General features: G+C 64.2%; 17 protein-coding genes and 1 riboswitch. Of the genes, 8 read left to right on the forward strand and 9 right to left on the reverse strand.

Features of this window, described 5'->3' with window-relative positions:
* Positions 1-2,142: a S53 family peptidase gene (locus FFS30_RS04470; protein ID WP_171014411.1), complete on the reverse strand. Its 2,142-nt coding sequence runs from the start codon at positions 2,140-2,142 to the stop codon at positions 1-3.
* 59 nt (positions 2,143-2,201) lie between these two features.
* A complete protein-coding gene (locus tag FFS30_RS04475) occupies positions 2,202-4,130 on the reverse strand; it encodes a hypothetical protein (protein ID WP_137911890.1) in 1,929 nt (642 codons plus the stop codon).
* A gap of 252 nt (positions 4,131-4,382) precedes the next feature.
* On the opposite strand from FFS30_RS04475, the gene ppa reads away from it, so the two are divergent.
* Complete coding sequence (ppa, locus tag FFS30_RS04480; RefSeq protein ID WP_137911891.1) at positions 4,383-4,931, forward strand: inorganic diphosphatase; 549 nt, start codon at positions 4,383-4,385, stop codon at positions 4,929-4,931.
* Positions 4,932-4,992: 61 nt separating this feature from the next.
* Here the strand turns inward: ppa and FFS30_RS04485 are convergent, their stop codons facing one another.
* From FFS30_RS04485 to thiC, 5 genes are all read right to left on the reverse strand, one after another.
* Complete coding sequence (locus tag FFS30_RS04485; protein WP_137911892.1) at positions 4,993-6,645, reverse strand: glycosyltransferase family 39 protein; 1,653 nt, start codon at positions 6,643-6,645, stop codon at positions 4,993-4,995.
* 79 nt (positions 6,646-6,724) lie between these two features.
* The gene (locus tag FFS30_RS04490; protein WP_137911893.1) at positions 6,725-7,738 is read right to left on the reverse strand and encodes a DUF2333 family protein; all 1,014 of its coding nucleotides are present in this window, start codon (positions 7,736-7,738) and stop codon (positions 6,725-6,727) included.
* A gap of 84 nt (positions 7,739-7,822) precedes the next feature.
* Entirely contained in the window at positions 7,823-9,649 is a 1,827-nt protein-coding gene (locus FFS30_RS04495) for a sulfotransferase (RefSeq protein WP_137911894.1), read from the reverse strand.
* Positions 9,650-9,708: 59 nt separating this feature from the next.
* Entirely contained in the window at positions 9,709-10,407 is a 699-nt protein-coding gene (locus tag FFS30_RS04500; RefSeq protein ID WP_137911895.1) for a hypothetical protein, read from the reverse strand.
* Positions 10,408-10,425: 18 nt separating this feature from the next.
* Positions 10,426-12,306, reverse strand: coding sequence for a phosphomethylpyrimidine synthase ThiC (thiC, locus tag FFS30_RS04505; RefSeq protein WP_137911896.1), 1,881 nt, complete (start codon positions 12,304-12,306; stop codon positions 10,426-10,428).
* Positions 12,307-12,416: 110 nt separating this feature from the next.
* Positions 12,417-12,514: riboswitch (TPP riboswitch) on the reverse strand.
* A gap of 205 nt (positions 12,515-12,719) precedes the next feature.
* Between thiC and FFS30_RS04510 the strand changes: the two genes are divergently transcribed.
* The gene (locus FFS30_RS04510) at positions 12,720-13,265 is read left to right on the forward strand and encodes a DUF3016 domain-containing protein (RefSeq protein WP_171014412.1); all 546 of its coding nucleotides are present in this window, start codon (positions 12,720-12,722) and stop codon (positions 13,263-13,265) included.
* 99 nt (positions 13,266-13,364) lie between these two features.
* Here the strand turns inward: FFS30_RS04510 and FFS30_RS04515 are convergent, their stop codons facing one another.
* Complete coding sequence (locus FFS30_RS04515) at positions 13,365-14,006, reverse strand: TetR/AcrR family transcriptional regulator (RefSeq protein ID WP_171014413.1); 642 nt, start codon at positions 14,004-14,006, stop codon at positions 13,365-13,367.
* A gap of 225 nt (positions 14,007-14,231) precedes the next feature.
* Between FFS30_RS04515 and FFS30_RS04520 the strand changes: the two genes are divergently transcribed.
* The 6 genes from FFS30_RS04520 to FFS30_RS04545 all read left to right on the forward strand — a co-directional run bounded on the left by FFS30_RS04520 (position 14,232) and on the right by FFS30_RS04545 (position 21,843).
* Positions 14,232-15,365: an efflux RND transporter periplasmic adaptor subunit gene (locus tag FFS30_RS04520; protein WP_137911898.1), complete on the forward strand. Its 1,134-nt coding sequence runs from the start codon at positions 14,232-14,234 to the stop codon at positions 15,363-15,365.
* A gap of 13 nt (positions 15,366-15,378) precedes the next feature.
* Positions 15,379-15,840: a DUF2214 family protein gene (locus FFS30_RS04525; protein ID WP_137911899.1), complete on the forward strand. Its 462-nt coding sequence runs from the start codon at positions 15,379-15,381 to the stop codon at positions 15,838-15,840.
* A 1-nt stretch (position 15,841) separates the two neighbouring features.
* A complete protein-coding gene (locus tag FFS30_RS04530; RefSeq protein ID WP_137911900.1) occupies positions 15,842-16,300 on the forward strand; it encodes a DUF4260 domain-containing protein in 459 nt (152 codons plus the stop codon).
* Positions 16,297-19,482 (forward strand): efflux RND transporter permease subunit, encoded by a 3,186-nt coding sequence (locus FFS30_RS04535; protein WP_137911901.1) that lies wholly within the window; start codon positions 16,297-16,299, stop codon positions 19,480-19,482. The genes FFS30_RS04530 and FFS30_RS04535 overlap by 4 nt, the downstream gene beginning before the upstream one ends.
* A gap of 252 nt (positions 19,483-19,734) precedes the next feature.
* Positions 19,735-20,385, forward strand: coding sequence for a protein-L-isoaspartate O-methyltransferase (locus tag FFS30_RS04540; protein WP_137911902.1), 651 nt, complete (start codon positions 19,735-19,737; stop codon positions 20,383-20,385).
* 45 nt (positions 20,386-20,430) lie between these two features.
* Positions 20,431-21,843 carry a TolC family outer membrane protein gene (locus tag FFS30_RS04545; RefSeq protein ID WP_249352165.1) on the forward strand — a complete coding sequence of 471 codons (1,413 nt, stop codon included), beginning with the start codon at positions 20,431-20,433 and terminating at the stop codon, positions 21,841-21,843.
* 177 nt (positions 21,844-22,020) lie between these two features.
* Here the strand turns inward: FFS30_RS04545 and FFS30_RS04550 are convergent, their stop codons facing one another.
* A complete protein-coding gene (locus tag FFS30_RS04550; protein WP_171014414.1) occupies positions 22,021-25,182 on the reverse strand; it encodes a S8 family serine peptidase in 3,162 nt (1,053 codons plus the stop codon).
* Between the last annotated feature and the right edge of the window lie 184 nt (positions 25,183-25,366).

Below are 25,366 nucleotides of genomic sequence, written 5' to 3' on the forward strand. Positions count from 1 at the left end.
TTAGTGCCAGGCGTTGACCAAGTTGGCGACGTTGACCGTGCCGATGCCCGTGGCGAAGTCCCAGCCGGTCTGCGCCTTGAACGCGGGCGAGTTGGTCACACTCGATGTCGACAGTACGCCGTAGTAGAAGCTCGACGTCGTGCCAGTGTAGCCGTAGCAGTCGAAGCCGAAGCAATTGACCGTGATGTCGCCCTGGGTCACGTCGTAGAAGATGCAGCCGCTGCCGACCGTATTGCCGTTGCTCGAATTGCAACTCGCGCTGCCACCGCTGCCGTATTCGCTCGCGGCAAGTCGGTAATAGGTGTAGTTCGGATTGCCCTGCGCCGTGCCGGTCTTCTGATTGATCAGCGCCTGCACGCCGGCGAGGATCGGCGCGGAAATCGACGTGCCACCGAGCAGCGTCCAGTTGTCGGGCGTGCCGGTGCACGGATTGCCGCCGTTGGCGACGTCGCTGTAGCACTCGACATAGGCGTGGCCCCAGAACCCATTCGAGGCGAACATCGATACGTCGGGAAGGTCGCGCACGCCGTCGCTCGGCAGGCCGAACACACCGGCCTGCCAAGCCGGTTTCGCCACGCCCTGGCAGCTTCCGAGCCCTGAGATCAGGCCGTTGCTGCCAGTGGTCGGAGCGCCCGACGCGCAGTTGCTCGGGCCGCCGCTGCCGGCGCCTGTCGTGTTCATCGCGTACTGCAAGGCAAGGATGGTGCTGCAGAAGCCGGTCGAACCGTAGGCGATGCTCTCGCTCAGAAAGCCCAGGATCATCGAGCCCGCACAGGAATCGTTCCACGGAATTTCCGGGATGTAGGAAAGCGCCGCGCCGTTGCTGCCCCAATACGTCGACGTGGTCTTCGCGTACTCATCGGAGAAATCCGTGCCGCCGACCGCGACGTTGTACGCCGTCGAGGCGAAGCCGTTGACGGCGATGCCGTTGTAGGCGCCGTTCTGGCCGCCGTCGCAACTCGCCGCGCCGTCGTCGCCCGATGACACGAACACGGACACGCCTTCGGCCACGGCTTGCTGATACGCCGCCGCATACGCCGCATTGCCGGCCGTGCCGAGCGCGGCCTCGCACTCGCCGTAGCTCATGCTGATGATCGGCGGCGGTACGCTCGCCTCGATCAGGTTCTGCACGGCGATAAGGCCGCCGAACAGGGTGCTCGTGTCGGCGCACGCAGCGACCACGATCTTCGCGCCCGGCGCGGCGGCGCTGGCCCATTCCGCATCGACTTCGGCTTCGATCGCGGTGCCGCTGATGCCGGGATCGGCACAGTTGTTCGCCCCGTTTTTCGGCGCCGGGTGGACTTGCACGAGGCTCGCCGTGGTGTAGCCGGCAAGACCGAGCTTGCTGCGGAACGTAGTCCAGTCCTGCGCGCTGTAGACGTCGGTGTCCTCGACCACAACGATCGTCTGACCCTGCCCGGTATTGCCCGCGGCGAAGACCGGATTGAAGTTGTAGATCGTCGCCAGGTCAGCCGGCGCGAGATTGGTGCCGCCGCCGGACGCAGCGTCCTGCGGCAGGAACTTCGCCTTCTGCGCACGCTTCGCCATTGCATGCGGGCGGAAATCGTTGAGCGACACAACGCCTTTGACCACGGACGCGAGCGCGGCCGGAATCTGCGGATCGCTCATGTTGGCGAAATGCCGCGCGCCCTTGACCGCGAGCCGGTGGATCTCGGTGCGGAACGCGTCGTGCACCGCGCCGGCGCTGCCGGAGAAGTCGATCGTCAGCGCATTGGCGTAGACGCGATTGACCGTGAAGCCGTGCGCGGTCAGCCAGCCGGTGACCGCCGCGACGTCGGCCTGGGCGACGCCGTACTGTGCACCGAACTGTTCCGCGCTGAGCCAATGATGGAACGTCGGCGACGCCGGATCGTGCAGCGCGTCGATCGCGCTCGCGAGCGCGCGCTCCTGTTCGGGCGAGCGGCGCAGCAGCAGCTGCATGTGATCGAGCGGCATCGTATCGGCGACGGCGCCGAGATCGTTCGCCGCCGTGGCCTCGGGCCGTACGTTGCCGGCCAGAGTCACGCGCGCGGCGTCGTCGACTTTCGCGGCGACGCGCGCGACCGGCTGGACCGCTGCGGCCTGCGCCGCGCAGGCGAATCCGAGCAGGCCCAGCATCGTCCATCCGGTTCGCTTGATCATGGTCTGCGCCTTGCGATGAGAGTCTGCGCACCGATGCGATGCGGCGAGGAATAGGGTTTTCATAGAGTGCACCCCGCCGGTTGCGGGCCGAGCCGGACGAGCTGGATCGTGCCGCTGGCCGACTGCGAATTGAGCGAGTTCGGCGAGATCGTGTAAGTCAACGTGGCCGCGATGCAGCTTTGGAAGGTGAGACTGACCGACCCGACCGTTGCCCGGTTTACACCGCCGCCGACGGCGAAGCTGCCGCCATTGGCCTGGAGCAGCGGCATATTGCTCATCGAGGTCGCATTCGGCGCGAAGCTGTTGCTCTGGAACGAGAACCACTGCTGCCGCGGCGACGGCGCGGAATAGCCCGTGGGGAAGAACGTGTACCAAGCGCCAAAGAGGGTCGTGATGCCGGGGCTGACGTCGAAGTAGAAACCCTGCCCGCTCTGGTTCTGGTCGTACCAGGCCCCGGAAAGAAGATAGTTCGCCGGCGCGTTACCGTTGTCGCCGCTGGCGCCGCAGGTCGTGTTTGCAGTCAGACGCGTCAGCGGGATCGAACCGGCGCGGCCGTCGTTGAATGCGTAGACCAGGGTGGCGGTCGAGCAGTCGCTGAAGCTCAGCGTCGCCGTGCCCACCTGGCTGCGATTCGGGCTCGGGCCGGCCTGCAGATTGCCATCCGTCGCCGTGAAAATACCGAGCGAGGCCGACGAACTGTTGCTGTAGACGTCGCCTTGCAGCGCATACCAGCGCTGTGCGCCGCTGCCGGCGGAGTCGAACGTGTACCAGCCCGCAGCGAGCGTGCCGTGTCCGGCGCCAACGTTGTCGGCGTAGAGATTGATCAGGAAACCCTGACCGCTCATTTGCGAATTCCACCAGGTGCCGCTCAGGCCATGCTGGTCGAGATTGATCGTGGTTGCGCTGAGGCCGCAGGCGCTGTACCACGGAGTGACGCCGGTCGCCGCGTCCCAGTTGGCGTCGGGCGTTGCGCTGAATGCGTTGCCGCAGAGCACCGACGCACCGGCCTGTAGATTGTTCGGGTTCGGCACCACCGCCACATTGCCGCTCAGTTGATTGCCGCCGACGTCGATGCCGGTCAGCGCGGCGAGGCCGTTCAACGACGGCATCGTGCCGTTGATCTGGTTCGCATGCACGTTGAACGTGGCGAGATTGGCTAGCCCAGTCAGTGCGGGAATCGAGCCGCTCAGCCGGTTGTTGCTCGCATTGAAGAATTGCAGAGCGCTGAGACCGCCCAGGGAGGGAATCGCGCCGCTGAGCTGGTTGGAGAACACATAGAACGCCTGTAGGCTGCTCAAACCGGTCAAGGCCGGGATCGAACCGCTCAGCGCGTTGTTGTCGACGTCGAAAACGACCAGATTGGTCAATCCGCTCAGCGACGGCAAGTTGCCCGAGAGGCCGTTCTTTGCCGCGTTGAAACTCTGCAGGCTGATCAGGCCGGCGAGGCTCGGTATCGAACCGGACAGCCGGTTGCCGCCGACGTCGAAGCCCTGCAGTTGATTCAGGCCGCTCAGCGAGGGAATCGCACCGGTGAACTGATCGCCTTCGATGCTGAAACCGCGCAAGGCCGCGAGGCCGCCCAGCGGTGGGATCGCGCCACCGAGACCGCAGTTGGTGTCGCTGCTGCTCGAACAATAGTTGTTGTCGGAGACGATGAAGGTCTGCAGATACGTCAGCGCGGACAGATCCGGCAGAGTGCCGATGAGGCCGTTCTGCGCCAAATTGATGCTGACGACGTGATTGCCGCCGGCGTCGCAGTCCACGCCGAACCATGCCGGCGTGGTGCTGCTGCCGCACTCGCTGCCGGCCGCGCCGTTGCCGCCGTTGCCGTTGCTCCAGCCGCCATTGTGGACCCAGCCCGAGCCGCCGGTGCTGGTGTAGAAATTCAGCAGCGCCTGGCGCTCGGACGCCGGAATCGCCGCCTGCGCGGAAGCGATCCACAACGCCGCGCACGGTAGCGCGCAAAGCCATTTCGAGTGGAGCCTCATCAGATTTCCTCGGCGCGGCGGATATACGCGCAAAGGTATCCTTCGGCGGTTAAGGCGATCCAAATTCCGCGCGCAAAAAGCATGGAGACGCCGGCACCAGGCGTCGAACATGAACCGAAACGCTACTGCCGGCCGCAGAAGACCGCCCGCGGATGCGGCAGTGCATCATTTCGCGTATGCTGCGCTCCCTTTTTTCGGCGGCACGGGCCGCCCCCGCGCGCCGCGGGCAGCTACACGCACAGGAGCAAATTCATGGGCCTCGACCTCGTATCCAGCGGCAACGACGTGCCGAACGAAATCAATGTCGTCATCGAGATTCCGAAAGACGCGGAACCGGTGAAGTACGAAGTGGACAAGGCCTCGGGCGCGATCTTCGTCGATCGCGTGCTGTCCACACCGATGCGCTATCCGTGCAACTACGGCTACGTGCCGCGCACGCTCGGCGGCGACGGCGATCCGCTCGACGCACTCGTGATCCTGCCGCTGCCGCTGGTGCCGGGTTCGGTGATCCGCTGCCGTCCGGTCGGCATGCTCAAGATGACCGACGAAGCCGGTGCCGACGAGAAGCTCGTCGTCGTGCCGGTCGCCAAAGTCTTCGCCGGCTACGGCCATATCGAGGACATCGGCCAGGTTTCCGGCCACTGGCTCGAGCGCATCGGCCACTTCTTCGAGCACTACAAGGATCTCGAGAAGGGCAAGTGGGTCAAGATCGACGGCTGGCAGGGCGCCGATGCGGCGAAGAAAGAAATCGTCGACGGCGCGAAGCGTTACGAGTCGTCGCCCGAGAAGCCGAAATTCTGATTGTCCGCGGGGCGGCCTGACCGGCTGCCCCGCGACGTTTCTTCCGGTCGGCTGCCGAACGTCAATCGTCCGGCGTATCGTCGGTGTCGGGCTTGCCCTGCTGCTCGATGTGCGGACCGTTGCATAAATCGGCTGCGCGCCAGATCAGAATCCGGCCGAGCCGGTACGGCACCTCCGCCTCGGGCTTCACCGGCACGCCGTACTTGCTGTAGATCGTGATCACCTCGCCGTCCGGATGCGCGGTGCACCAGGTGTACAGGTTGCCCAATTCCACTCTCTCGAACGGCTGGGTCAGACGACCGGGGAAGCCGAACAGGCCGTGGTGATTGCCGATATGCGCGATCGGCTTGCCGGCCTCCTGGGCCGCACGGACACGCAGGGCGACTTCGGTCACATCGACAGTCGGCCCGACCGCCTGGGCGATCGTCAGCATGCCGATCGATGCGGCGCCCGCACTCGCGAGCGCCAGCACAGGCAGGCGCGTATGCGCGCGCGGATGCGCGAGCAGGAATACGCCGATCAGGGCGATAAGCCCGCCCCATAGCGGCCAGATGCCGCCGATCACACGCTGCTCGGTCGGCGAGAAACTGCCGCTGTGCACGAGTCCCGAGAAGTAAGGCAACTGTGCGGAATGCCCGACCAGCCACGGCGCCGCCGCGAGCGCGATGCCGATCACGAGCAGAAGCAGGCCGAACAGGCGGCCACGCACGCGCGCGTTGCCGTCGCCGAGTACGCGCGCGGCGTAGATCGCCAGTCCCGGCAGCAGCGGCAGCAGGTAATGCGGCTGCTTCCCGCTGATCAAGAAACAGAAAATCAGAAACGCCGGCACGAACCAAACGAGGCCGAAACGCGCGGCCTTGTCGGCCGTGACGCTTTCGCGCCACGCGCGCCACGGTGCGCGCAGACTCACGATCCACGGCAAGATCATCACCGGCAGCACCATGAAGTACCACCAGAACGGTCGCGCGTGCGCGAACGAATTGGCGATGCGGCCGGCGGTCTGCTTGAGCACGATCGCTTTCCAGAAGCCGACAGGACCGAACGAAGCGATCGCCCAGACCAGGGCGACGAGCACGCCGCCGAGGATGCCGGCCAGCAGCGCACCGTACCAGCGTCCCGCCTGCGCGCGCGCGGTGTCGCTCCACCACGGCGCGAGCACGGCGACGAAGACGACGTCGAGCAGCACGACCGGACCTTTCGTCAGCAGGCCGAGGCCGAGGCCGAGCGAGAGCACGCCGATACCACGGCCCCAGCGCCGTTCGTCGAAATCGACGAGACCGTGCAGCGCGACCAGTACGAACAGCGCCAGCACGACATCGAACATGATTGCGCTGGCGAACACGGCGAAGAACAGCACGCCGGAAAAAATCACTGCCGCGCGCCGCGCCAGCGCCGCGTCCGCGCTGAGGCGCAGCACGAGGCGCTCGAACACGAGCAGCGAGACGAGCGAAGCGACGAGCACGCCGAGGCGCACGATCCAGACGTGCATACCGCCGACGAGCCAGGACAGGTTGATCAGCCAGAACAGCAGCGGCCCCTTGTCCGCGTAAGGACCGCCGTTCAGATGCAATTGCAGCCAGTCGCCGGACGAGCGCATCTCCCACGCGACGGTGAGATAGCGCGTCTCGTCGATCGGCATCGCCGGCAGAAACAGCGCGACCGGCAGCAGAATCAGAAACCAGTAGAAGCGCCAGTCGGAAAGAATGGATTTCATGTTGCCCCAGGTACCAACGAATATTCGTGCGCCGCCCCACCCGATCGCGGGGACAGCGTAGTGCTTCTGCGCGAAACTTCTAGCCGCGGTTGAGCAGATTTTTCAGATCGATGATCGCCGCGTTCGCGCGCGATACGTAGTTCGCCATCACGAGCGAATGGTTCGCGAAGAAGCCGAACGGGCTGCCGTTGAGGATCACCGGACTCCATACCGGCTTCTGCGATTCTTCCAGCTCGCGGATCACCTGCTTCAGGCTGACCATCGCGCCCTTGCGCTCCAGCACCGGGCCGAAATCGACCTCGATCGCCTTCAACTGTTCGAGCAGCGCCCAACTGTAGCCGCGCGACTCGTAGAAGATATCGTCGATCTTCGTCCACGGCGTGCGCACGATCTGCTGGCCTTGCGCATTCTGTGTCGTAGCGCCGCCGGTCGGCGCATCGCCTTGCAGCTGCAATTGCCCGACGCTCGCCGACAGCCGCTGCGAAAGCGAACCGAGGCGCGTGGAGACGATATCGAGATAATCGGCGAGGCTGTCCGCGCGCGCGTAGAACTGCGCGCCGTTCGGATCGTTCTTGCCGAGGCGGGCGAAGTAGCCTTCGACGCGGCTGATCGCCTTGCGGTACTGGCCTTCCGAGCTTGGCAGCAGCCAGCGGTCGTTCGGAGAAGAGAACAGCGGATCCGCCTCTTTCAATTCGGCGTCTTCTTCCGACTGCGACTGCGAGCGCGAAAATTTGTTGCGCATTTCACGCGCCAGGTCGCGCGTCGCGGTGAGCACGCCGAATTCCCAATTCGGCACGTTGTCCATCAGCACGCCGGGCGGAAATTTGTCGTTGGAAATGTAGCCGCCGCGCTTGTCGAGCAGAGTCTCCGCGCTGCCGATCAGGGCTGCGGTGACGACGCTACCGGTGACGACCGGCTGGTTGTGCTGGGCCGAGCGCTCCTGGGCGAATTTGACCACGTCGAACTGCGCCGGCTCGTAACTCCACCACCACATCAGCGCGAGCACAACGACAACGTACAGCGCGAAAACGATCGCGATGCCGCGCAGCCAGGGGCGGCGGTTCGCCGTGCGCGATTTCGGAATGGCGTTCATCGGAATCTCCTGCCGGCGCCCGGCGCCGATATGGCCGCCATTGTGCCGCATGCGGACGGCACTTACACGCGCGCGCCGCGGACTTCAGCGTGCGGCGAACGCGTCGGCGCGTGTGCGCGTCTCGCGCAGCTCCGCCAGCACGGTTTCGATCTCGGGCTCGAAATGGCGCCATTTTTCCGCATCGGGCGCGGATACCGTGTAGCGCGCAAGCGGCAGCGCGGATTCGAGCGGACGATCCCAGGCAAAGTCGACCGCAGTACACAGGCGCGCGATTTCCGCGGCCGGATCGGCGGTCAGCGCGTCGTATCGCGCGACGTGCACGCGCTCGCGCGGCAGCGCCGCAAGATCGTCGAGCAGGATTTGCGTCACCGCACGCCATTGCGCGGCGACGATCTCGTGCAGCGGTTTGCCGTCGAGTTCGCGCCAGCCCGGCGTCAGCAGGAGAGACCAAGGCGGCCCGCTCCATTCCGGCAGTTGCGGATACGTGCGGAAGCCGCCCGAGTTCCACGCTTCGATCATGCTCGCAAGAACCTGGCGCACGTCGCGATGCAGATAGATGAACTGCGCCTCGGGGAATGCTTTCGCCAGGAACGGAATGCGCAGCGAATTCTTCGGCGTCTTTTCCAGCAGACGCAGCGGCCATGCAGTCGGCGGCAGGTCGTCGCGGTCGCGCAGCGCGTCGCGAAAACGCGCACGCAGTTCCTTGACCACGTCGCTGCCCGCCGCCGCCGCGTCGAGGCGATTCGACGCGAAACCACGCGCCGAAGGATGCAAAACACCGATGCCTTCGATCAGGCCGTGGCTTTCGTCGCCGATCGTGTAGACGCCGGCTGCCTGAGAAAGCGTCTCGAACAACAGCGTCGAGCCCGAACGCGGCGGCGACACGATGAAAACGGGGCGATCGAATTCCGCATCGCGTCCGCTGCGAACTCTGGTCGGCGCGTCGCGCGGCTCGCCGGTCACCACCGGCGTGGCCTCGTCAATCAGCATCGAGCCGAGCAGCATCACGCTCAACACCCTGTGAAAATCGAGATCGTTGCGCAGTGTGAGCCTGCCGCGGAAGCGCTGCATCTCGGCCGCATAGCCGTCCAGCAGCCTGCGGAACGCTGCGCGACCGTCCGCCGCTTCGCCGTAGCGCGACCACAGCGCCTGCCAGCGCCGCATGAAGCGCATCGAGAACTGCTGCGCCTCGGCAGCCGCCGCCTGCTGCGGAGTCAGTTCGCCGAACAGGAAGGTCAGATGCGAATGCAGTTCCCACGGCGACATCACCGCCGGCGAGTTGACCGACTCGAACTGCAGTTCGCGCGATGCCTCGGCCAACGGCGCAACGAGTCCGGCGTTCCATCCGGGCATGTTCATGCGATACGGCCGCGAGCGCGTCATGTGCTCCCAGAAGCCTTCGCCGCCGACCGTATCGGCGACGAGATGAATGCGCACTTCATCGCCCTGGTTGAGCACCCGATGCAGGCGCCAAGTGTCGAAGATCCAGCACTCGCCCGCGGCCATGTTGATTTCGTCGTCGCCGCAATGGAAACGCACGCCGGGCTGCGTCACGATCGGCACATGCACGCGCATACGCTCGGCCCAGTAGTAGGCCTGATCGATATGCGGCGTGACTTCGGCATGGCCGGACAGGCGCATCAGGCGCGTGCGTCCGAGCACGGCGCCGAGCGTGGAAAGCACCTGGCGCAGATAACTGAAACGTTCGAGCAGCGGCGTCGGCCGCATCGGCCCGATCAGGCCGTCGTTGTCGGGATCGCCATCGACCGCAACGAGCGGCAGCGCCGAGTTGCCCGGGAAACCCTGCGGATGCGGGCGCCATTCGGATTCGTCGATCGCGGCCACTTCTGCAGCCAGCGCCGCCGCGTCGAAACGCAGCGGCAGTTGGATAAACGGAAATTGCAGTCTCATGCGACCGGCGTCGAAAAGCGGCGCTCTAGTCTACTTGAGCACGGGGGACTTACGAATGCTCAGGGCACCGGGCGCCGACGCAGCTCTTCGAGTATCGCTTCGAGCGTCGCGGTATTGCGTCGCGCAAGTTCCAGCGATTCCTGCATCCTCGCCTGCTGCGCTTCCTGCAGTGCGGCGGCACGTTCGAGGTTCTCGCGGCTGCGCCGCGTGATGTCGTCGGACGCGCTCAATTGCCGGTTCGCGCGCCGCTGCACGCGTGCTACGGTCCACAACACGGCGGCGAGGAGGGCCACGAGCCCGATCGGCAGGGCATAGTCGAGCAGCCACCAACCGAGGCCCGCTCTTCGCCCGCTGCGATAGTAGGATTTCGCCCAGTCAGCCATCGGCAACCACGTCTGCTTCGCATCGTCGTACACGAAGTTTTGCCGTTCCGCCTTCCAGCTCAGCAGGCCCACCGACCCAGGCAATTGAGTCGATGCAGGCAGGTCGGAAAGATCGAAATCTACGCTGCCGCGAGCTCCCATACCTTCGGCCAGACTAGCCCCGGCGCCGTCCTTGTTGACGATCGCGGTGAGCAATTTCACGCCACCGTCGTAGCCGATCGCTTCGTTGCGATAGTGGTAGCTGCCGTCGGCTTGCAAGTCGAGCGCGCCGTCGCTGCGCAGCGACGCCTCCCAAGCATGGATCAATCCGGCGCGGTCGGGCGCAGCACCGGCGAGTGCGGGCCACAGCAGAAGCCAAAAAATACAGCTACGCATGCCAGCTCCCTTTGCGTTTTATTCGGGGCGATAAATCTCACTGCCTTGCTCGCGGAACTCGCGCGCCTTGTCTTCCAAGCCCTTGGCGAGCGCCTCGGCTTCGTTGGCGACGCCCTGGTCCTTGGCGTAGTCGCGCACGTCCTGGGTGATCTTCATCGAACAGAAATGCGGGCCGCACATCGAGCAGAAATGCGCGTGCTTGGCTGCTTCTTTCGGCAAGGTCTCGTCGTGGAACTCCTGCGCCTTTTCCGGATCGAGGCCGAGGTTGAACTGATCCTGCCAGCGGAACTCGAAGCGCGCCTTCGACAAGGCGTTGTCGCGCGCCTGCGCGCCCGGATGGCCTTTGGCGAGATCGGCCGCGTGCGCAGCGATCTTGTAGGTGACGATGCCGTCGCGCACATCCTGCTTGTTCGGCAGGCCGAGATGTTCCTTCGGCGTGACGTAGCAAAGCATCGCCGTGCCGTACCAACCGATCATCGCTGCGCCGATCGCGCTGGTGATGTGGTCGTAGCCCGGCGCGATGTCGGTGGTCAGCGGCCCGAGCGTGTAGAACGGCGCTTCGTGGCACTTCTCCAGCTGGCGCTCCATGTTTTCCTTGATCAGATGCATCGGCACGTGGCCGGGCCCTTCGATCATGGTCTGCACGTCGTGCTTCCAGGCGATCTGGGTCAGCTCGCCGAGCGTGTCGAGTTCGGCGAACTGCGCCGCGTCGTTCGCATCGGCGATCGAGCCCGGACGCAGGCCATCGCCGAGCGAGAACGACACGTCGTAGGCCTTCATGATCTCGCAGATGTCTTCGAAGTGTTCGTAGAGGAACGACTCCTTGTGATGCGCGAGACACCACTTCGCCATGATCGAGCCGCCGCGGCTGACGATGCCGGTGACCCGCTTCGCCGTCAGCGGAATGAACGGCAGACGCACGCCGGCGTGGATGGTGAAGTAATCAACGCCCTGCTCGGCCTGTTCGATCAACGTGTCGCGGAAAATCTCCCAGGTCAGTTCCTCGGCCTTGCCGTCGACTTTTTCCAGAGCCTGGTAGATCGGCACCGTGCCGATCGGCACCGGCGAGTTGCGCATGATCCACTCACGCGTCTCGTGGATGTGCTTGCCGGTCGACAGATCCATGACCGTGTCGCCGCCCCAGCGGATCGCCCAGACCATCTTCTCGACTTCTTCGGAAATGGAACTGGTCACCGCGGAGTTGCCGATGTTCGCGTTGATCTTGGTCAGGAAGTTGCGGCCGATGATCATCGGCTCGGTTTCCGGATGGTTGATGTTGCACGGAATGATCGCGCGGCCGCGCGCGACTTCGCTGCGCACGAATTCCGGAGTGATCAGTTTCGGAATCGACGCGCCGAAGCTCTCGCCCGGATGTTGCCGCAGCAGCTCGGCATCGCGCAGTGCATCGAGGCGCTGGCTCTCGCGGATTGCGATGTATTCCATTTCCGGCGTGACGATGCCGCGGCGCGCGTAGTGCATCTGCGAAACGTTGGCGCCGGCCTTCGCGCGCAGCGGCGCGCGCGTATGTGGAAAGCGCACGCCGGCGAGCTTGGGATCGACGGCGCGGCGGCGGCCGAACTCGCTCGACAGGCCTTTCAGCGTTTCCGTGTCGCCGCGTTCGGCGATCCAGGCCGTACGCAGCGGCGCGAGGCCGGCGATCAGATCGATGCGCGCAGACGGATCGGTGTACGGCCCCGAGGTGTCGTAGACGGCAAGCGGCGCGTTCTTCTCCGCGCCGAACACGAGCGGCGTGTCGCTCAGCGCGACTTCGCGCATCGGCACTTTCAGGTCGGCGCGCGAACCGGACACATGGATCTTGCGCGAGCCCGGAATCGGGCGGGTGACGGCTTCCGACAGCGCGGTGGTGTCGCGGATCAGATCGGCGGCGAGTGCATTCATGGCATCAACTCCTCAGGCTTGCGGCGAGGCCATGACGGTGGAAGCTGTTGTTGAAAGTCCGCACCGAGCATGCGGTGCTTTTTCTTTCGCACGCCAGCAGACGTGCAGGAACAGACCAACTCCAAGCTCCCTACGCCGGCACGACCCGGATCAGGTACGAAGGGTGTTTCTCAGCCCGCCGGAACGACGAGCACCCCCGCTTCTCTAGCCGTATTGAAGCACGAAGATCGAGGGATGGCGAGCCGTGCGCCCGATCCAGCCGCAGCGAGCCTCAGGCCGGGCGGCCGCCGGATGAACGTCGGACAAACCGCGACGCGGTCAGCATTGCAACGAAAACGCCGTTTCGCCCGTCTTGTATGGCGACCCGGCCGCCCTTACCGTAGTTGGACGGGTTCCATTTGATGAGGCTCGCCATGAAAACACCACTTCAATCCTTGTTCCGCCCCTTCGTCGTCGCGGTCGTCGCCTGCCTGGCACTCGCCGCCTGCGCCGCTCCCGGACCGAAGCAGCCGCTGCCCGAACGCGTCCAGGTCACCTGGGCACCCGACGACCAGCTCAGCGAAGTCAGGGACAACCAGATCCAGCGCGGCTGGCTGCGCACGGAAGACTGGAAGAAATCGCTGAGCGAATACCTGCGCCAGCGCGCGAACCTGGTGCTGCCGAACGGTCAGAGGCTCGACGTGAAGTTCGACGACATCAAGCTCGCCGGCAGCTTCGAGCCGTGGCGCGGGCCGAATGCCCAGGACATCCGCTTCATGACCGATCTGTATCCGCCGCGCGCAACCCTGCAGTACAAGCTGATCGGCGCGAACGGCCAGACCATCCGCGAAGGCCAGAGCAAGCTGATCGATATGAGCTATCTGCAGCGCACGGTGACCACGTCGACCGATCCGCTGCGCTACGACAAGCGCATGCTCGACGACTGGATCAACAAGGAATTCGTGCGCAAGGACGTTTGACGCACTCCGCCGCCCCGGAGATTCCGCAACGGGATTTCCGGATCGGTTGCAGCAGTTAGTGATTCACCCCGGGCGCGCCAATGCGGCGCGCCCGTTTCGTCAGCGCGTCGCGTAGGCGCGCAGGAAGAAATCGACCGTCGCGTCGAGATGCTCGTCGATCTCACGGGCAGTCGGCGGATCGCCGCAGCCGAACTCGAGCCGCGCGTGGCATTCGCCCTTGAGCAGGCAGAAGAACTGCGAAGCGGCGCGGTGCAGATCGGCGATATCGAGTTTGCCGACTTCGACTTCGGCGCGCAGGAACGATTCCAGACCTTCCTGCACCTTCAGTGGTCCGGCTTCCCAGAACAGCGTCGCCAGCTTCGGCGAACTCGCCGCATTGGCGACGATCGTGCGATGGATCGCGATAGCGTCCTCGCTCGTGATCAGATTGAAGAAAGCCCGCGCGATCGCGAGCAGTTGTTTGCGCAGCGGGCCTTTGAGGTCGGCATGGAACAGCTCCTCCGGCATCAGCGTTTCGCATTTGCTGCTTACCGCTTCGGCGAACAGCGTCTCTTTGTCGCGATAGTGACTGTAGACGGTGAGCTTGGACACGCCGGCCTTGTTGGCGATGGCGTCCATGCTGGTGCCTTCGAAACCTTGTTTGACGAAAAGCGCCTTGGCCGCTTCGAGAATCGCGGCGCGCTTTTCCATGTCCTTGGGACGGCCGGGGCCGACGGATTTGGTGACGGCTAACAGAGACATGACATCAACATCGCTAGGTACTCACTGAAGAATGTTTTGGATATTAGGGACGTAATTGGCATTCAAAATACTAGACAGTTCAGTTTAGTATTTGTACGATACCACGAAACGCAGCTCTAGGGCGAAAAAGTTCTCTCATTTCTGCCCCTACTTTTGCGCGATTCGCCAGCGTACGCAATCTGCCCCGCAGCAACGCCACCGTTCGACCTTTAGGGATTCGAGGCCATGTCCGACGTTCTCCTGTTTCGTGCATCCACCCGCGCGGCGACCCGCTGCGCCGCGACGGCGCTCGCCGCGATCGGCGCGCTCGCGCTCGCCGGCTGCGGCAGCCACGCCGCTGCGCCGGCGCCGCCGCGTAGCGCGATCGTCGCCCACCCGCAGACCGCCGATGCGATCAACGCTGAGGTCTATTCTGGCGACGTGCGCGCGCGCTTCGAGAGCCAGCTCGGCTTCCGCGTCAACGGCAAGATCAAGACGCGCAAGCTCGACGTCGGCAATCACGTCGACGCGGGACAGGTGATCGCCGAACTCGACCCGATCGACCTGCAATTGCAGGTCGGCAGCGCGGGCGCGAACCTCGCCGCGGCCAAGGCCGCGCGCGATCTGGCCCAGGCCGATTACAACCGCTATCAGAGTCTGCTCGCCAAACATTACGTCAGCCAGACTCAGGTCGACGCGCAAGCGAACACGCTCAAGGCCGCGCAGGCCCAGGTACAGCAGGCGCAAGCCGCGCTCGCGGTCGCGCAGAACCAGGCCGAATACACCAGCCTGCGCGCCGACCACGCCGGCGTGATCACCGCCCTCAACGCCGAAGCCGGTCAAGTCGTGACTGCCGGCCAGACCGTCGCCACGCTCGCCTGGGACGGTGCCGTCGAGGTCGAGATCGCCGTGCCCGAAAACCGCATCTCGGCCTACAAGGTCGACACGCCGTTCGCAATCGAATCATGGGCCGATGCAGGCAAGCAGCTCGGCGGCCATCTGCGCGAAATCTCACCCGAAGCCGATCGCGTCACACGCACCTACCGCGTGCGCATCCGCTTCGACGACGTCGCCCATGCTCCGCGCCTCGGCCAGACTGCGCGCGTCTATTTCGCCGACGGCGCAAGCGCCGGACAGACTCTGATTCCACTCTCGGCGCTGCACGAACTCGGCGGCAAGCCTGCCGTGTGGCTGGTCGATGCGAAGTCCCGCCAGGTGAACCTCGCGCCGGTCACCGTCGCCACTTATCGCGAACAGGGCGTGACTCTGACCGGCGGCGTCGGCGTGCAGGACTGGATCGTCACGGCCGGCGTGCACAAGCTGCGCGAAGGCGAAACGATCGCCCCGGTCGACGCGCTCAACCGCCCGCTTTCGCTTTGAAGGAGCGCGCGCCATGCTTGCTTCGGCCCTCGCCGCCTTCGCCCACCATCTGGCCGCGTTCGCAATCGCCGCGGCGCTCGTCGTCGAACTCGTCAGCCTACGTGGCGAGCTGACCGTCGCGAGTGCGCGGCGGTTGCTCAACGCGGACCGCATCTACGGCATCGCTGCCGTCGCGATCATCCTGATCGGTGTTGCACGCGTGGTCTGGTTCGAGAAAAGCCCCGGCTACTATCTGCACAGCGTGCCGTTCATCGCCAAGATGGTGCTTTTCGCCGCGATCGGCCTGCTCTCGATCCGGCCGACGCTGACTTTCCTGTCCTGGCGCAGCGCGCTCGCCGACAACCGCATACCGACGTTCGACACAGCCGCCCAGAACAAGCTGCGTTCGATCGTGCATCTCGAACTCGCCCTGCTCGCCGTCCTGATTCTCTGCGCGGCCTTGATGGCCAAGGGCGTCGGCTTCCTCGGAGCATAAAATGATTCCGCATCGGACTTCTTCCTCTTCCGCCGATCCCGGCGTTGCCGGCGGCGTACGCCTCGTACTGCGGCTGGAAGGCCTCGCCGCGTTCTTCGTCGCCACAGCGCTGTACTGGCAGACCGGCTATGGCTGGGGCGTGTTCGCGCTCGGCTTCTTCGTTCCCGATCTCGCCATCGCCGCCTATCTGGCCGGTAGTCGCGTCGGCGCGATTGCCTACAACTGCACCCACTCCTTCCTCGGCGCCGTCCTTGCCCTGCTCGCGAGCGTCTACTTCACCTCGCCCGAGCTGTTCGCCGCCGGCCTGATCTGGTGTGCGCACATCGGCTTCGACCGCACGCTCGGCTACGGACTCAAGTACACCACCGGTTTCGCCCACACCCATCTCGGCGGAATCGGACGCAGCGACGACAGCGCTCCGGCCACCGCTTCCACGCGCCCCACGGACCTGCACGCATGACCGGCTTCAATCTTTCCGAATGGTCGCTGCGCAACCAGCCGCTGCTGCGCTACTTCATCGTCTTGTTCGCCGCGCTCGGCGTCTGGTCGTACATGGGCCTCGGCCAGTCCGAGGATCCGCCGTTCACCTTCAAGGTCATGGTCGTGCAGACGCAGTGGCCCGGTGCGACCGCGGCTGAAGTCACCGAGCAGGTGACCGAGAAGATCGAGAAGAAGCTGCAGGAACTGCCGCAGGTCGACTATCTGCGCAGTTATTCGCGGCCCGGCGAATCGATGGTCTTCGTCGTCATCAAGGATTCGCTGCCGGCCGGCGACGTGCCCGACTTTTTCTATCAGGTGCGCAAGAAGATCGGCGACATCCGCTACACCTTGCCGCAAGGCATTCTCGGCCCGTTCTACAACGACGAATTCGGCGACACCTTCGGCAACATCTATGCATTGACCGGCGAAGGCTATTCCGACGCGCAACTGCGCGACTACGCCGAACGCCTCAAGCTCGAACTGCTGCGCGTACCCGACGTGGCCAAGGTGCAGTTCCTCGGCCTGCAGGACGAGAAGGTCACGATCGAATTGTCGAACGCCAAGCTCGCCACGCTCGGCGTCAGCTTCAATCAGCTGCAGCAGACGCTCGCCGCGCAGAACGCGATCACACCGGCCGGCAGCTTCGAAACCGGCGCCGACCGCATCTACCTGCGTCCGACCGGCGCGTTCGATTCGGTCGAGGCGATCCGCAACATTTCGATCCGCGCCAACGGCAACCTGTTCCGCCTCGGCGACATCGCCAATGTCACGCGCGGCTATGCCGATCCGCCGAATCCGCGCATGCGCTTCATGGGCAAAAACTCGCTCGGCATTGCCGTGTCGATGCGCGCGGGCGGCGACATCATCCATCTCGGCAAGAACCTCGACGAAACAACCGCACGCCTGCAGCAGAATCTGCCGGTCGGTCTCGAACTCGAACGCGTCACTGACCAGCCGCGGGCGGTCGCGCGCTCGGTCGACGAATTCGTGCACACGCTGGCCGAAGCGGTGATCATCGTCCTGCTCGTCAGCTTCTTCTCCCTCGGCCTGCGCACCGGCCTCGTCGTCGCGCTGTCGATTCCGCTTGTGCTCGCGATGACTTTCGCGGCGATGAAGTATTTCGGCATCGACCTGCACAAGATTTCGCTCGGCGCACTCGTACTCGCGCTCGGCCTGCTCGTCGACGACGCGATCATCGCGGTCGAGATGATGGCGATCAAGATCGAACAAGGCTACGACCGTATTCGCGCGGCCGCGTTTGCCTACACCTCGACCGCGTTCCCGATGCTCAGCGGCACCCTGGTCACGGCCGCCGGCTTCCTGCCGATCGCGACGGCGAAGTCGGGCACCGGCGAATACACCCGCTCGATCTTCGAAGTGGTCACAATCGCGTTGCTGATCTCCTGGGTCGCCGCGGTGATGCTGATCCCGTATCTCGGCTACAAGCTGCTGCCCGAACGCGATCAGGCGCCGCCGCCGGCCGGTTCATGGCTGATGCGCCTGCCGCCGCGCCTGCGCCGCATCGTCACCGGCGAACATGCGCCGCACGCCGACCACGATCCGTATGCGACGCCGTTCTATAAAACGTTTCGCAGCCTGGTCGATTGGTGCGTCGGCCATCGCTGGCTCGTGATCGGAGCGACCGTCGGCGCGTTCGTGCTCTCGATCGCCGGTTTCGGCCTCGTCCAGCAGCAGTTCTTCCCCGACTCCACGCGGCCCGAGCTGATCGTCGATCTCAAGTTGACCGAGGGCGCGTCGCTCAACGCGACCGAAGCTCAGGTGAAGAAGCTCGAAGCCTGGCTCGCCAAGCGCCCGGAGCTGGAAAATTACGTGAGCTTTGTCGGCAGCGGTGCGCCGCGCTTCTACCTGCCGCTCGATCAGCAATTGCCGCAGGCCAGCTTCGCCGAATTCGTACTGTTGACGCGTTCGCTCGCCGACCGCGAGAAACTCCGCGCCGATCTGATCGAACTGTTCGACAAAGATTTCTCCGAACTGCGCGCGCGCGTCGTGCGCCTCGAAAACGGGCCACCGGTCGGCTATCCGGTGCAGTTCCGCATTTCCGGCGCGGACGTGGCAACGGTGCGTGAGCTGTCGCGCAAGGTCGCCGGCGTAATGCGCAAGAATCCGATCCTGCGCAACGTGAATCTCGACTGGGAAGAACCGTCCAAGGTGGTCAAACTCGACATCGACCAGGAGCGCGCGCGCGTGCTCGGCGTGTCCTCGCAGGATCTCGCCAACTTCCTGCAAAGCTCGCTGTCCGGCGTGCCGATCACTTATTACCGCGAACGCGACCAACTCATCGAAGTCGACTTGCGCGGACCGGGCGACGAGCGCGCGCGCCTGTCCCTGCTCGAAAGCCTCGCCGTGCCGACGCCGTCGGGCAAGGCCGTGCCGCTCAAGCAGATCGCCAACGTGTCCTACGGCTTCGAGGAAGGCATCATCTGGCGGCGCAACCGCCTGCCGACGGTGACCGTCCGCGGCGACATCTACGGCACGACGACGGCACCAACCGTAACCGCGCAGGTGCTGCCACAGCTCGACGAGATCAAAGCCTCGATGCCGCAGGGCTACCTGCTCCAGGTCGGCGGCGCGGTCGAGGAGTCGGCCAAGGGCCAGACCTCGGTCAACGCCGGCATGCCGCTGTTCCTGATCGTCGTCCTCACCGTGCTGATGATCCAGTTGCGCAGCTTCAGCCGCGTGCTGCTCGTGTTCCTGACCGCCCCGCTCGGCCTGATCGGCGTAACCTTGTTCCTGCTCGTGTTCCACGTGCCGTTCGGTTTCGTCGCGATGCTCGGCACGATCGCGCTGATGGGCATGATCATGCGCAACTCGGTCATCCTCGTCGACCAGATCGAGCAGGACATCGCCGCCGGCCACGAGCGCTGGACCGCAGTCGTCGACGCGACCGTGCGCCGCTTCCGTCCGATCGTGCTGACCGCGCTCGCCGCGATCCTGGCGATGATCCCGCTGTCGCGCAGTGCGTTCTACGGGCCGATGGCCGTCGCGATCATGGGCGGCCTGCTCGTCGCGACCGCGCTGACCCTGCTTTTCCTGCCCGCGCTGTACGCCGCGTGGTTCCGCGTGCAACGCGACGAGCCCGAGACGCATCGTAGTACCGAGGCGGATGTGCCGGGAACGGCCGCCGTCGCCGGCAGTCATTGAATTCCGGTCGTCGCGCCCAACCGTATTGACGCGGCCGTTACCGATCAGTAACATCTCGCCCGTTACTGATCGGTAACATCGCAACGGGTGGGCGGCGTCAACTCGACGTCAGCGGCGATGCGCGATGATCCAGGAAGGTTTGAATGACTTCCGGCACTTCGGCCGCCGGAGGACGATACGGCATCGTACGATTGCCGGCGTAAACCCCACACTTTATGCTTTGATTCTTTTCAAGAAAGCCGGAAACCAGCCATGTCGCTCAACGTCGAACTCGCCCGCAACAACATGATCGAACAACAAGTGCGTCCGTGGGACGTGCTCGATGAGCGCGTGCTCGAGGCGCTCAGCGCGATCCCGCGCGAGGATTTCGTGCCCGAAGCGACGAAAAATCTGGCTTTCGCCGATCTCGAGCTGCCGCTTGGCCACGGCGAAATCATGCTCAAACCCGTCGTCGAGGGCCGGCTGCTGCAAACCGCGCTGCCCTTGAAAAGCGAGAGCGTGCTCGAAATCGGCACCGGATCGGGCTTTCTCACCGCCTGCCTTGCGCGCCTCAGCGCCGAGGTCGTCAGCATCGAGCAGCACGCCGATTTCGTCGAAGCGGCGCGCAGCCGCCTCGCCGCTGCCGGCGTGCGCAACGCCAAGATCGAATGCGCCGAGGCGGTCAACCAATACCAGCCCGGACGCCAGTTCGACGTGATGATTGTCACTGGCGCGGTCGCCGTCCTTCCGCCACGCTGGCGCGAATGGGTCAAGCCGGGTGGGCGTCTGCTCGTTATCGTCGGCGAATCGCCGGTGCAGCGCGCGACGCTGTACGCGGGCGGCAGCGGCGAAGGCACACCTTTGTTCGAAACCGATCTGCCCTATCTCGCCCACGCGGCGCCGGCCGCACGCTTCGCGCTCTGAGCGCGGACGGCGGCCCACAACGAAAAATTCCCAAGGAAATGCACAATGCGCAAAAGTAAAGAAGTCAAAAATGCCGCATCCGGCCGGATCAAGCTCGGTGCGCTTACCGCCGCCGTCGCGATCGCCACGCTGACCTCGCCGCTGCGCGCGGAAGACCTGAGCCAGATATACATGGACGCGCGCCAAGCCGATCCGACGCTCGCCGGCGCCGATGCGAACCGCCTCGCGACCAAGGAAGGCTCGCCGATCGCGCGTGCGCCGTTGCTGCCGCAGATCAACGGCAGCTACGGCTACAACCGCAACAACAGCAACGTCAGCCCGATCACCGACAACAACGGACAGACGACGCCCGGTGAGCAGATCACCCGCGCTCGCTCGCGTCCCGCGTCGGTGACCCTGACCCAGTCGATCTTCAACTGGGGCAACATCGAGCGCTTCCGCAGTGCGAACGCCCTGTCCGAAGGCGCGGATTTCACTTACGATGCCGCTTCGCAGGACCTGCTCGTACGTACAGCGACCGCCTACTTCGCCGTGCTCACCGCCGAAGATCAGCTCACCTTCTCGCAGCTCAACGAAAAGTCGCTGCAGAAACAGCTCGACCAGGCCGACGAACGCTTCAAGGTCGGTTTGTCCGCGATCACCGACGTGCACGTGGCGCGCGCGCAGCATGACGCCGCCGTAGCCCAGGTGATCACCGCGCAGAACTCGGTCGAGACCGCACGCGAAGGCGTCGTGCAGATCATCGGTAAGAATTTCGGCGAGCTGAAGAAGCTGCGCGACCCGATTCCGCTCGAGAAGCCGGCGCCTTCCGACATGCAGGCCTGGGTCGACCTGGCCGGCAAGCAGAACCCGACCCTCGCCTCGGCGCAGAAAACGGTCGACTCCTCGGAGCACCTCATTTCGGCGAACCGCGCGGGCCACTATCCGACGCTCGGTGCGACGGTGACGCGCTCCGACACGCCTTCGTGGGGTAGCCAGGGCTATGACATTCCGGGCCAGCCCGGCAGCTCGCTTCGCAGCAACGGACTGACCGGCAACACGACGATCGGCGTCACGCTGAACATTCCGATCTTCAGCGGCGGCCTCGTCACCTCGCAAACGCGCCAGGCCATCTATCAGCGCGACGCGGCGCAGGATCAGCTCGAACTGACCCGGCGCACGGTCAACGCCAACACACGCAATGCCTACCGTGCCGTTATCGCGGGCATCAGCGAAGTCGAAGCGGCCAAGGCTGCGGTCGTCTCGGCGCAGAGCGCGGTCGATGCGACCCAGGCCGGTTTCGAAGTCGGCACCAAGACCATCCTCGACGTGCTGACTAGCCAGAGCACCCTGCTGCAGGCACAAAGCTCGTACTCGCAAGCGCGCCACCAGTTCGTGCTCAGTGGTCTGCAGCTCAAGCAAGCCGCCGGCGTGATGGCGTCCAAGGATCTCGACTCGGTCAACGCGCTGTTGCAATAAGAAGGCTGTGGGCACGATTTAGTGCGCCAATCTTTCGCTATTTGAATGTAGGGGCGCGAGAAATCGCGCCCCTATTTCGTTTTTAGCTCGACATAACGCTCGTCGCACGCCTTCTTTTTAGCTCCGAAAGGAACGGCCGCGCGGCCACAAGATGCCGCTGCAATATCAGCACGGCCGCTACTGCAGACTGCAACTTGCCGCGACGGGGCCGGTCGGCTGCAGCGTCATGCTTCCGCGCCGGCCATCGTCGAATGCGTAATTTATCGTCATCAAAAAGCAGTTCTGGAATGTGACCTGAGCCGTACCGAGCACCTGAGACGCTACCGGGTGCGCCATGTTGAATGCACCGCCCGTCGCCGTGAGAATTTGCACCGTAGCCGTCTTCTGCCCCGGCGTAAGCGGTCCCTGCAAACTGTACCAGCGCTGGCCGCCCGTGCCGTCGGCAGCATACGTATACCAGCCCGCGAAAAACTGCTGATTGATCGGATTGACGTCGACCATCAGACCTTGTCCGCTCGTCTCGCGGTTGTACCAAAATCCGGAAAGCAGATTGTTCGATGCCGCGGAGCCGTCATCACCGACTGCAGCGCAGGTCACGTTCGCTGTCAGCCGCGTCAATGGCACTGTGCCGATACGACCGTCGTCCAAGGCATAGCTCAATACACCGTGTTCGCAATCGCGTAGCGCAAGCGTGCCGTGGCCGACTTGCACTGCGGGCACCTTGGGCGGGGAATCAAAGCGACCACCCGTGCCGGCATAGATTTTCACATCGGCGGAGGGGCTGACCGGATCGACTTCGCCGTCGAGGTAGTACCAGCGCTGCCCGCTCGCATCGCCCACCGTATTGCCGGATGTATCGGCCGGCGCAAACGTATACCAAGAGCCGGCAAGCAGGCCGTTGCCGGCGCTATTCATATCCGGATAAACCTGGAAAGAGAAGCCCTGTCCGCTGGTTTGCGGGTTGTACCAGGTGCCGGTGATGCCGCGCTGATCGAGATTCACCGGCGTATACCCGTTGTTGAGGTAGGCGTAACCCAGATTGTCTCCGGCGGATTGTCCGGTGTAGCCCTGGCTCTGCATATCCGCGAGCAGCGAGTCGGGGAAAATCGCATAGTCGCCGCGCGTCGCGTTGTATCTGCGCAGCAGCTTAACCGTACCCACGGGCTGCACATCGGCCGCAGAGTACAGATAGCCCTCAATACCATCGAGCAGATAACCCGCTGCAATCAAAGCCTGCATGCTCTGCACGTCGGTCGCATAAGCCACGTCCATGTGCTGAGGGGTGCTTTTGCAAACGTCCGGCATCGGCGACGCCGATTGCCCGCAGCGCCAGGACAAGCGATACAGCGGCACCAACGGATCGGCAGGGTTCTTCGGATTGTCCGGTGTGGTGAACACCCACACCTGCGCGGCGGGTTGCGCGCCGGCGACGCCGGGTATTGCGTAGTCGTCCGGAAGGCCTGTCCCGACCGGGACGTACTTGATGCTGTCATAGCTGCTTACGTTGTCTTCGCACGCGCTTACCTCGCTCTGGATGTCCGCACCAGGCGGTGGATTGCACGCGTTGTTGGGCTGCAGGGTCCCCCTGAGCGCAGCCCCGCCCATCTGCGGCACGATCGTATAGAAATGATCGAGACGCCCGTTGCTGTAGTACGAATAAAGTGGGGTCAAGCGATGGCCGGCTATCTTCATGATTGCCCCTGCGGCACGCGCCGCGTCCACCAAGCCACAACCTACCTCATCAGTGCAATTCGGAAAGTTACTACCGCTGGCGCGGATCACATCGCGCACCTTCGCTTCGGCGTAGGTGGGATGAATCGAACGCAGAATGCCGCCCAAGGCGGCGATAAACGGTGTGGACATCGAGGTTCCGGTGCAACTGGCATAGCCGTCGCCGGGCACGCCCGATTCGTCGCCGAGATAGGTTATGCCGTCCAAGCCCACGGTCGGCCCCGAGTCCGTGCAACTGCCTACGGCTCCCGGCGTGGCCGGGGGCGAGTAATAATTCACACCCGGCGGAAATGTGGACACGATGTGCTGCGCGGGCGCCATGACGCCGTTAACCCCAGGATGGTTGGTTCCGGGCTGATACAGATTCACGAGGTGCTGGTCCCACGGCTGCCAGCCCGCCGCTGGATCGTCTGCTTGCCGTATCTGCGCCCCACCTACGGCAAGCACCCGCGTGTCGGCGGCCGGGTATTCGGCTGCGGGTTTCATGTAGTTGCCGGCGGCGGCAACCAGGAGCACGCCTCGAGCGTTGGCCATGGCAACAGCATCAGCCATGCTTGAATATTGGGCCGGGTCATCAAAAGCAGTGCCGAAACTCATGCTCACGACCTGTACGCCTCGATTCACGAGACCTCGGAGCGCTGCGGCGAAATAACTATCCGAATTGCCCGCCTGGATCATGGCAAGACCGCAATTCGGGCATGCTCCGGCCACGCCGATCCGGTTGTTCACCGTCGCAGCGATGATGCCCGCCGTGTGCGTGTCATGCGCTTGGATCACCGAAGGACGACAACCGGATAAGCAACGCGAGAACTGTTTGCGATAGTTCGCCGCCAAGTCGGCAGGCGGCGCGGGCGTAGTCAGAACCACGGGATTCCCCGAATCATCGACATCGCTGTAGTCCACCGACCACGACACCGATCCGACAATGCCGACGTAGGCCGAACCGGGATAGATGCCCCAAGCAGCAGGAAAATTCATCGCCTGCAGCCCCCATTGGTAAGTGGCCTCTTTGCCAGGCTGATAATGGGGATTGGCGGCGATGTTGTTCGCAAAGTATTCGTCGTTCGGAGTCGAGGAAAATTTCAGCACGTGATTCATGCTGACCGCGTCTCTGCCCAAGATCACCTGCAACTGTTGTTGCGCAGCCCGCGCGTGGGCGATATCCGGATATTGCAGCACGACGCGACGCAACAGGCGCTCTTCGGGATCGTCTTTGCGCAGGCGCGCGCGCGAATGGTGATCCAAACGCTCGCTACCGATCAGGTAGCGTGCGCTGTCGGGAAACGAAAAACGGCTGAGCGCATAGGCATCGCGTGCTCCAATCGCGTCTACGATCGCGTCTTCTCCACGCACAGCGGCAGAGAGGGCGCTGGCATTTCCTTTCGGCAGCAACGTGCGCAACGCCTCGCTTTCACCGTCCACTAATACGATCAATTCGTTGCTGTCGCCCGCAGCATCAGAAAGAAAGCCCAACTCCTCGGGAACACGCAGTGGAGGATGCCAGGCGGATCGCAGCGAATCTGCGCGCTGGACTGAAGATGCACCGACCGACGACGGCGCGTACGTGAACCCCATTGTTGCGATTACCGTGACGCCGACCCAGAACAAATGTCGGATCCATGTTGCCGGCCCAACCGGAGCTGCGGAGGAAACGTGCTTTGCGACTAGCGCAGGAAGAATCCGTGACGTCATTTGCTTTCCCCCTCTCGGTCCAATGGACGATCGCGACGGACGATAGCAACGGCAACGCATCCCGCGCCAGACCTCCCAACTCACTTCGTTCCATTGCACC

The sequence above is a fragment of the Rudaea sp. 3F27F6 genome (assembly GCF_005503555.1).
Classification (GTDB): Bacteria; Pseudomonadota; Gammaproteobacteria; order Xanthomonadales; family Rhodanobacteraceae; genus Rudaea.

Bases quoted from the DNA above. Each gene is read 5' to 3' on its own strand.
- FFS30_RS04470 (WP_171014411.1), bottom strand. From the start codon at position 2,142: ATGATCAAGCGAACCGGATGGACGATGCTGGGCCTGCTCGGATTCGCC.
- FFS30_RS04475 (WP_137911890.1), bottom strand. From the start codon at position 4,130: ATGAGGCTCCACTCGAAATGGCTTTGCGCGCTACCGTGCGCGGCGTTG.
- ppa (WP_137911891.1), top strand. From the start codon at position 4,383: ATGGGCCTCGACCTCGTATCCAGCGGCAACGACGTGCCGAACGAAATC.
- FFS30_RS04485 (WP_137911892.1), bottom strand. From the start codon at position 6,645: ATGAAATCCATTCTTTCCGACTGGCGCTTCTACTGGTTTCTGATTCTG.
- FFS30_RS04490 (WP_137911893.1), bottom strand. From the start codon at position 7,738: ATGAACGCCATTCCGAAATCGCGCACGGCGAACCGCCGCCCCTGGCTG.
- FFS30_RS04495 (WP_137911894.1), bottom strand. From the start codon at position 9,649: ATGAGACTGCAATTTCCGTTTATCCAACTGCCGCTGCGTTTCGACGCG.
- FFS30_RS04500 (WP_137911895.1), bottom strand. From the start codon at position 10,407: ATGCGTAGCTGTATTTTTTGGCTTCTGCTGTGGCCCGCACTCGCCGGT.
- thiC (WP_137911896.1), bottom strand. From the start codon at position 12,306: ATGAATGCACTCGCCGCCGATCTGATCCGCGACACCACCGCGCTGTCG.
- FFS30_RS04510 (WP_171014412.1), top strand. From the start codon at position 12,720: ATGAAAACACCACTTCAATCCTTGTTCCGCCCCTTCGTCGTCGCGGTC.
- FFS30_RS04515 (WP_171014413.1), bottom strand. From the start codon at position 14,006: ATGTCTCTGTTAGCCGTCACCAAATCCGTCGGCCCCGGCCGTCCCAAG.
- FFS30_RS04520 (WP_137911898.1), top strand. From the start codon at position 14,232: ATGTCCGACGTTCTCCTGTTTCGTGCATCCACCCGCGCGGCGACCCGC.
- FFS30_RS04525 (WP_137911899.1), top strand. From the start codon at position 15,379: ATGCTTGCTTCGGCCCTCGCCGCCTTCGCCCACCATCTGGCCGCGTTC.
- FFS30_RS04530 (WP_137911900.1), top strand. From the start codon at position 15,842: ATGATTCCGCATCGGACTTCTTCCTCTTCCGCCGATCCCGGCGTTGCC.
- FFS30_RS04535 (WP_137911901.1), top strand. From the start codon at position 16,297: ATGACCGGCTTCAATCTTTCCGAATGGTCGCTGCGCAACCAGCCGCTG.
- FFS30_RS04540 (WP_137911902.1), top strand. From the start codon at position 19,735: ATGTCGCTCAACGTCGAACTCGCCCGCAACAACATGATCGAACAACAA.
- FFS30_RS04545 (WP_249352165.1), top strand. From the start codon at position 20,431: ATGCGCAAAAGTAAAGAAGTCAAAAATGCCGCATCCGGCCGGATCAAG.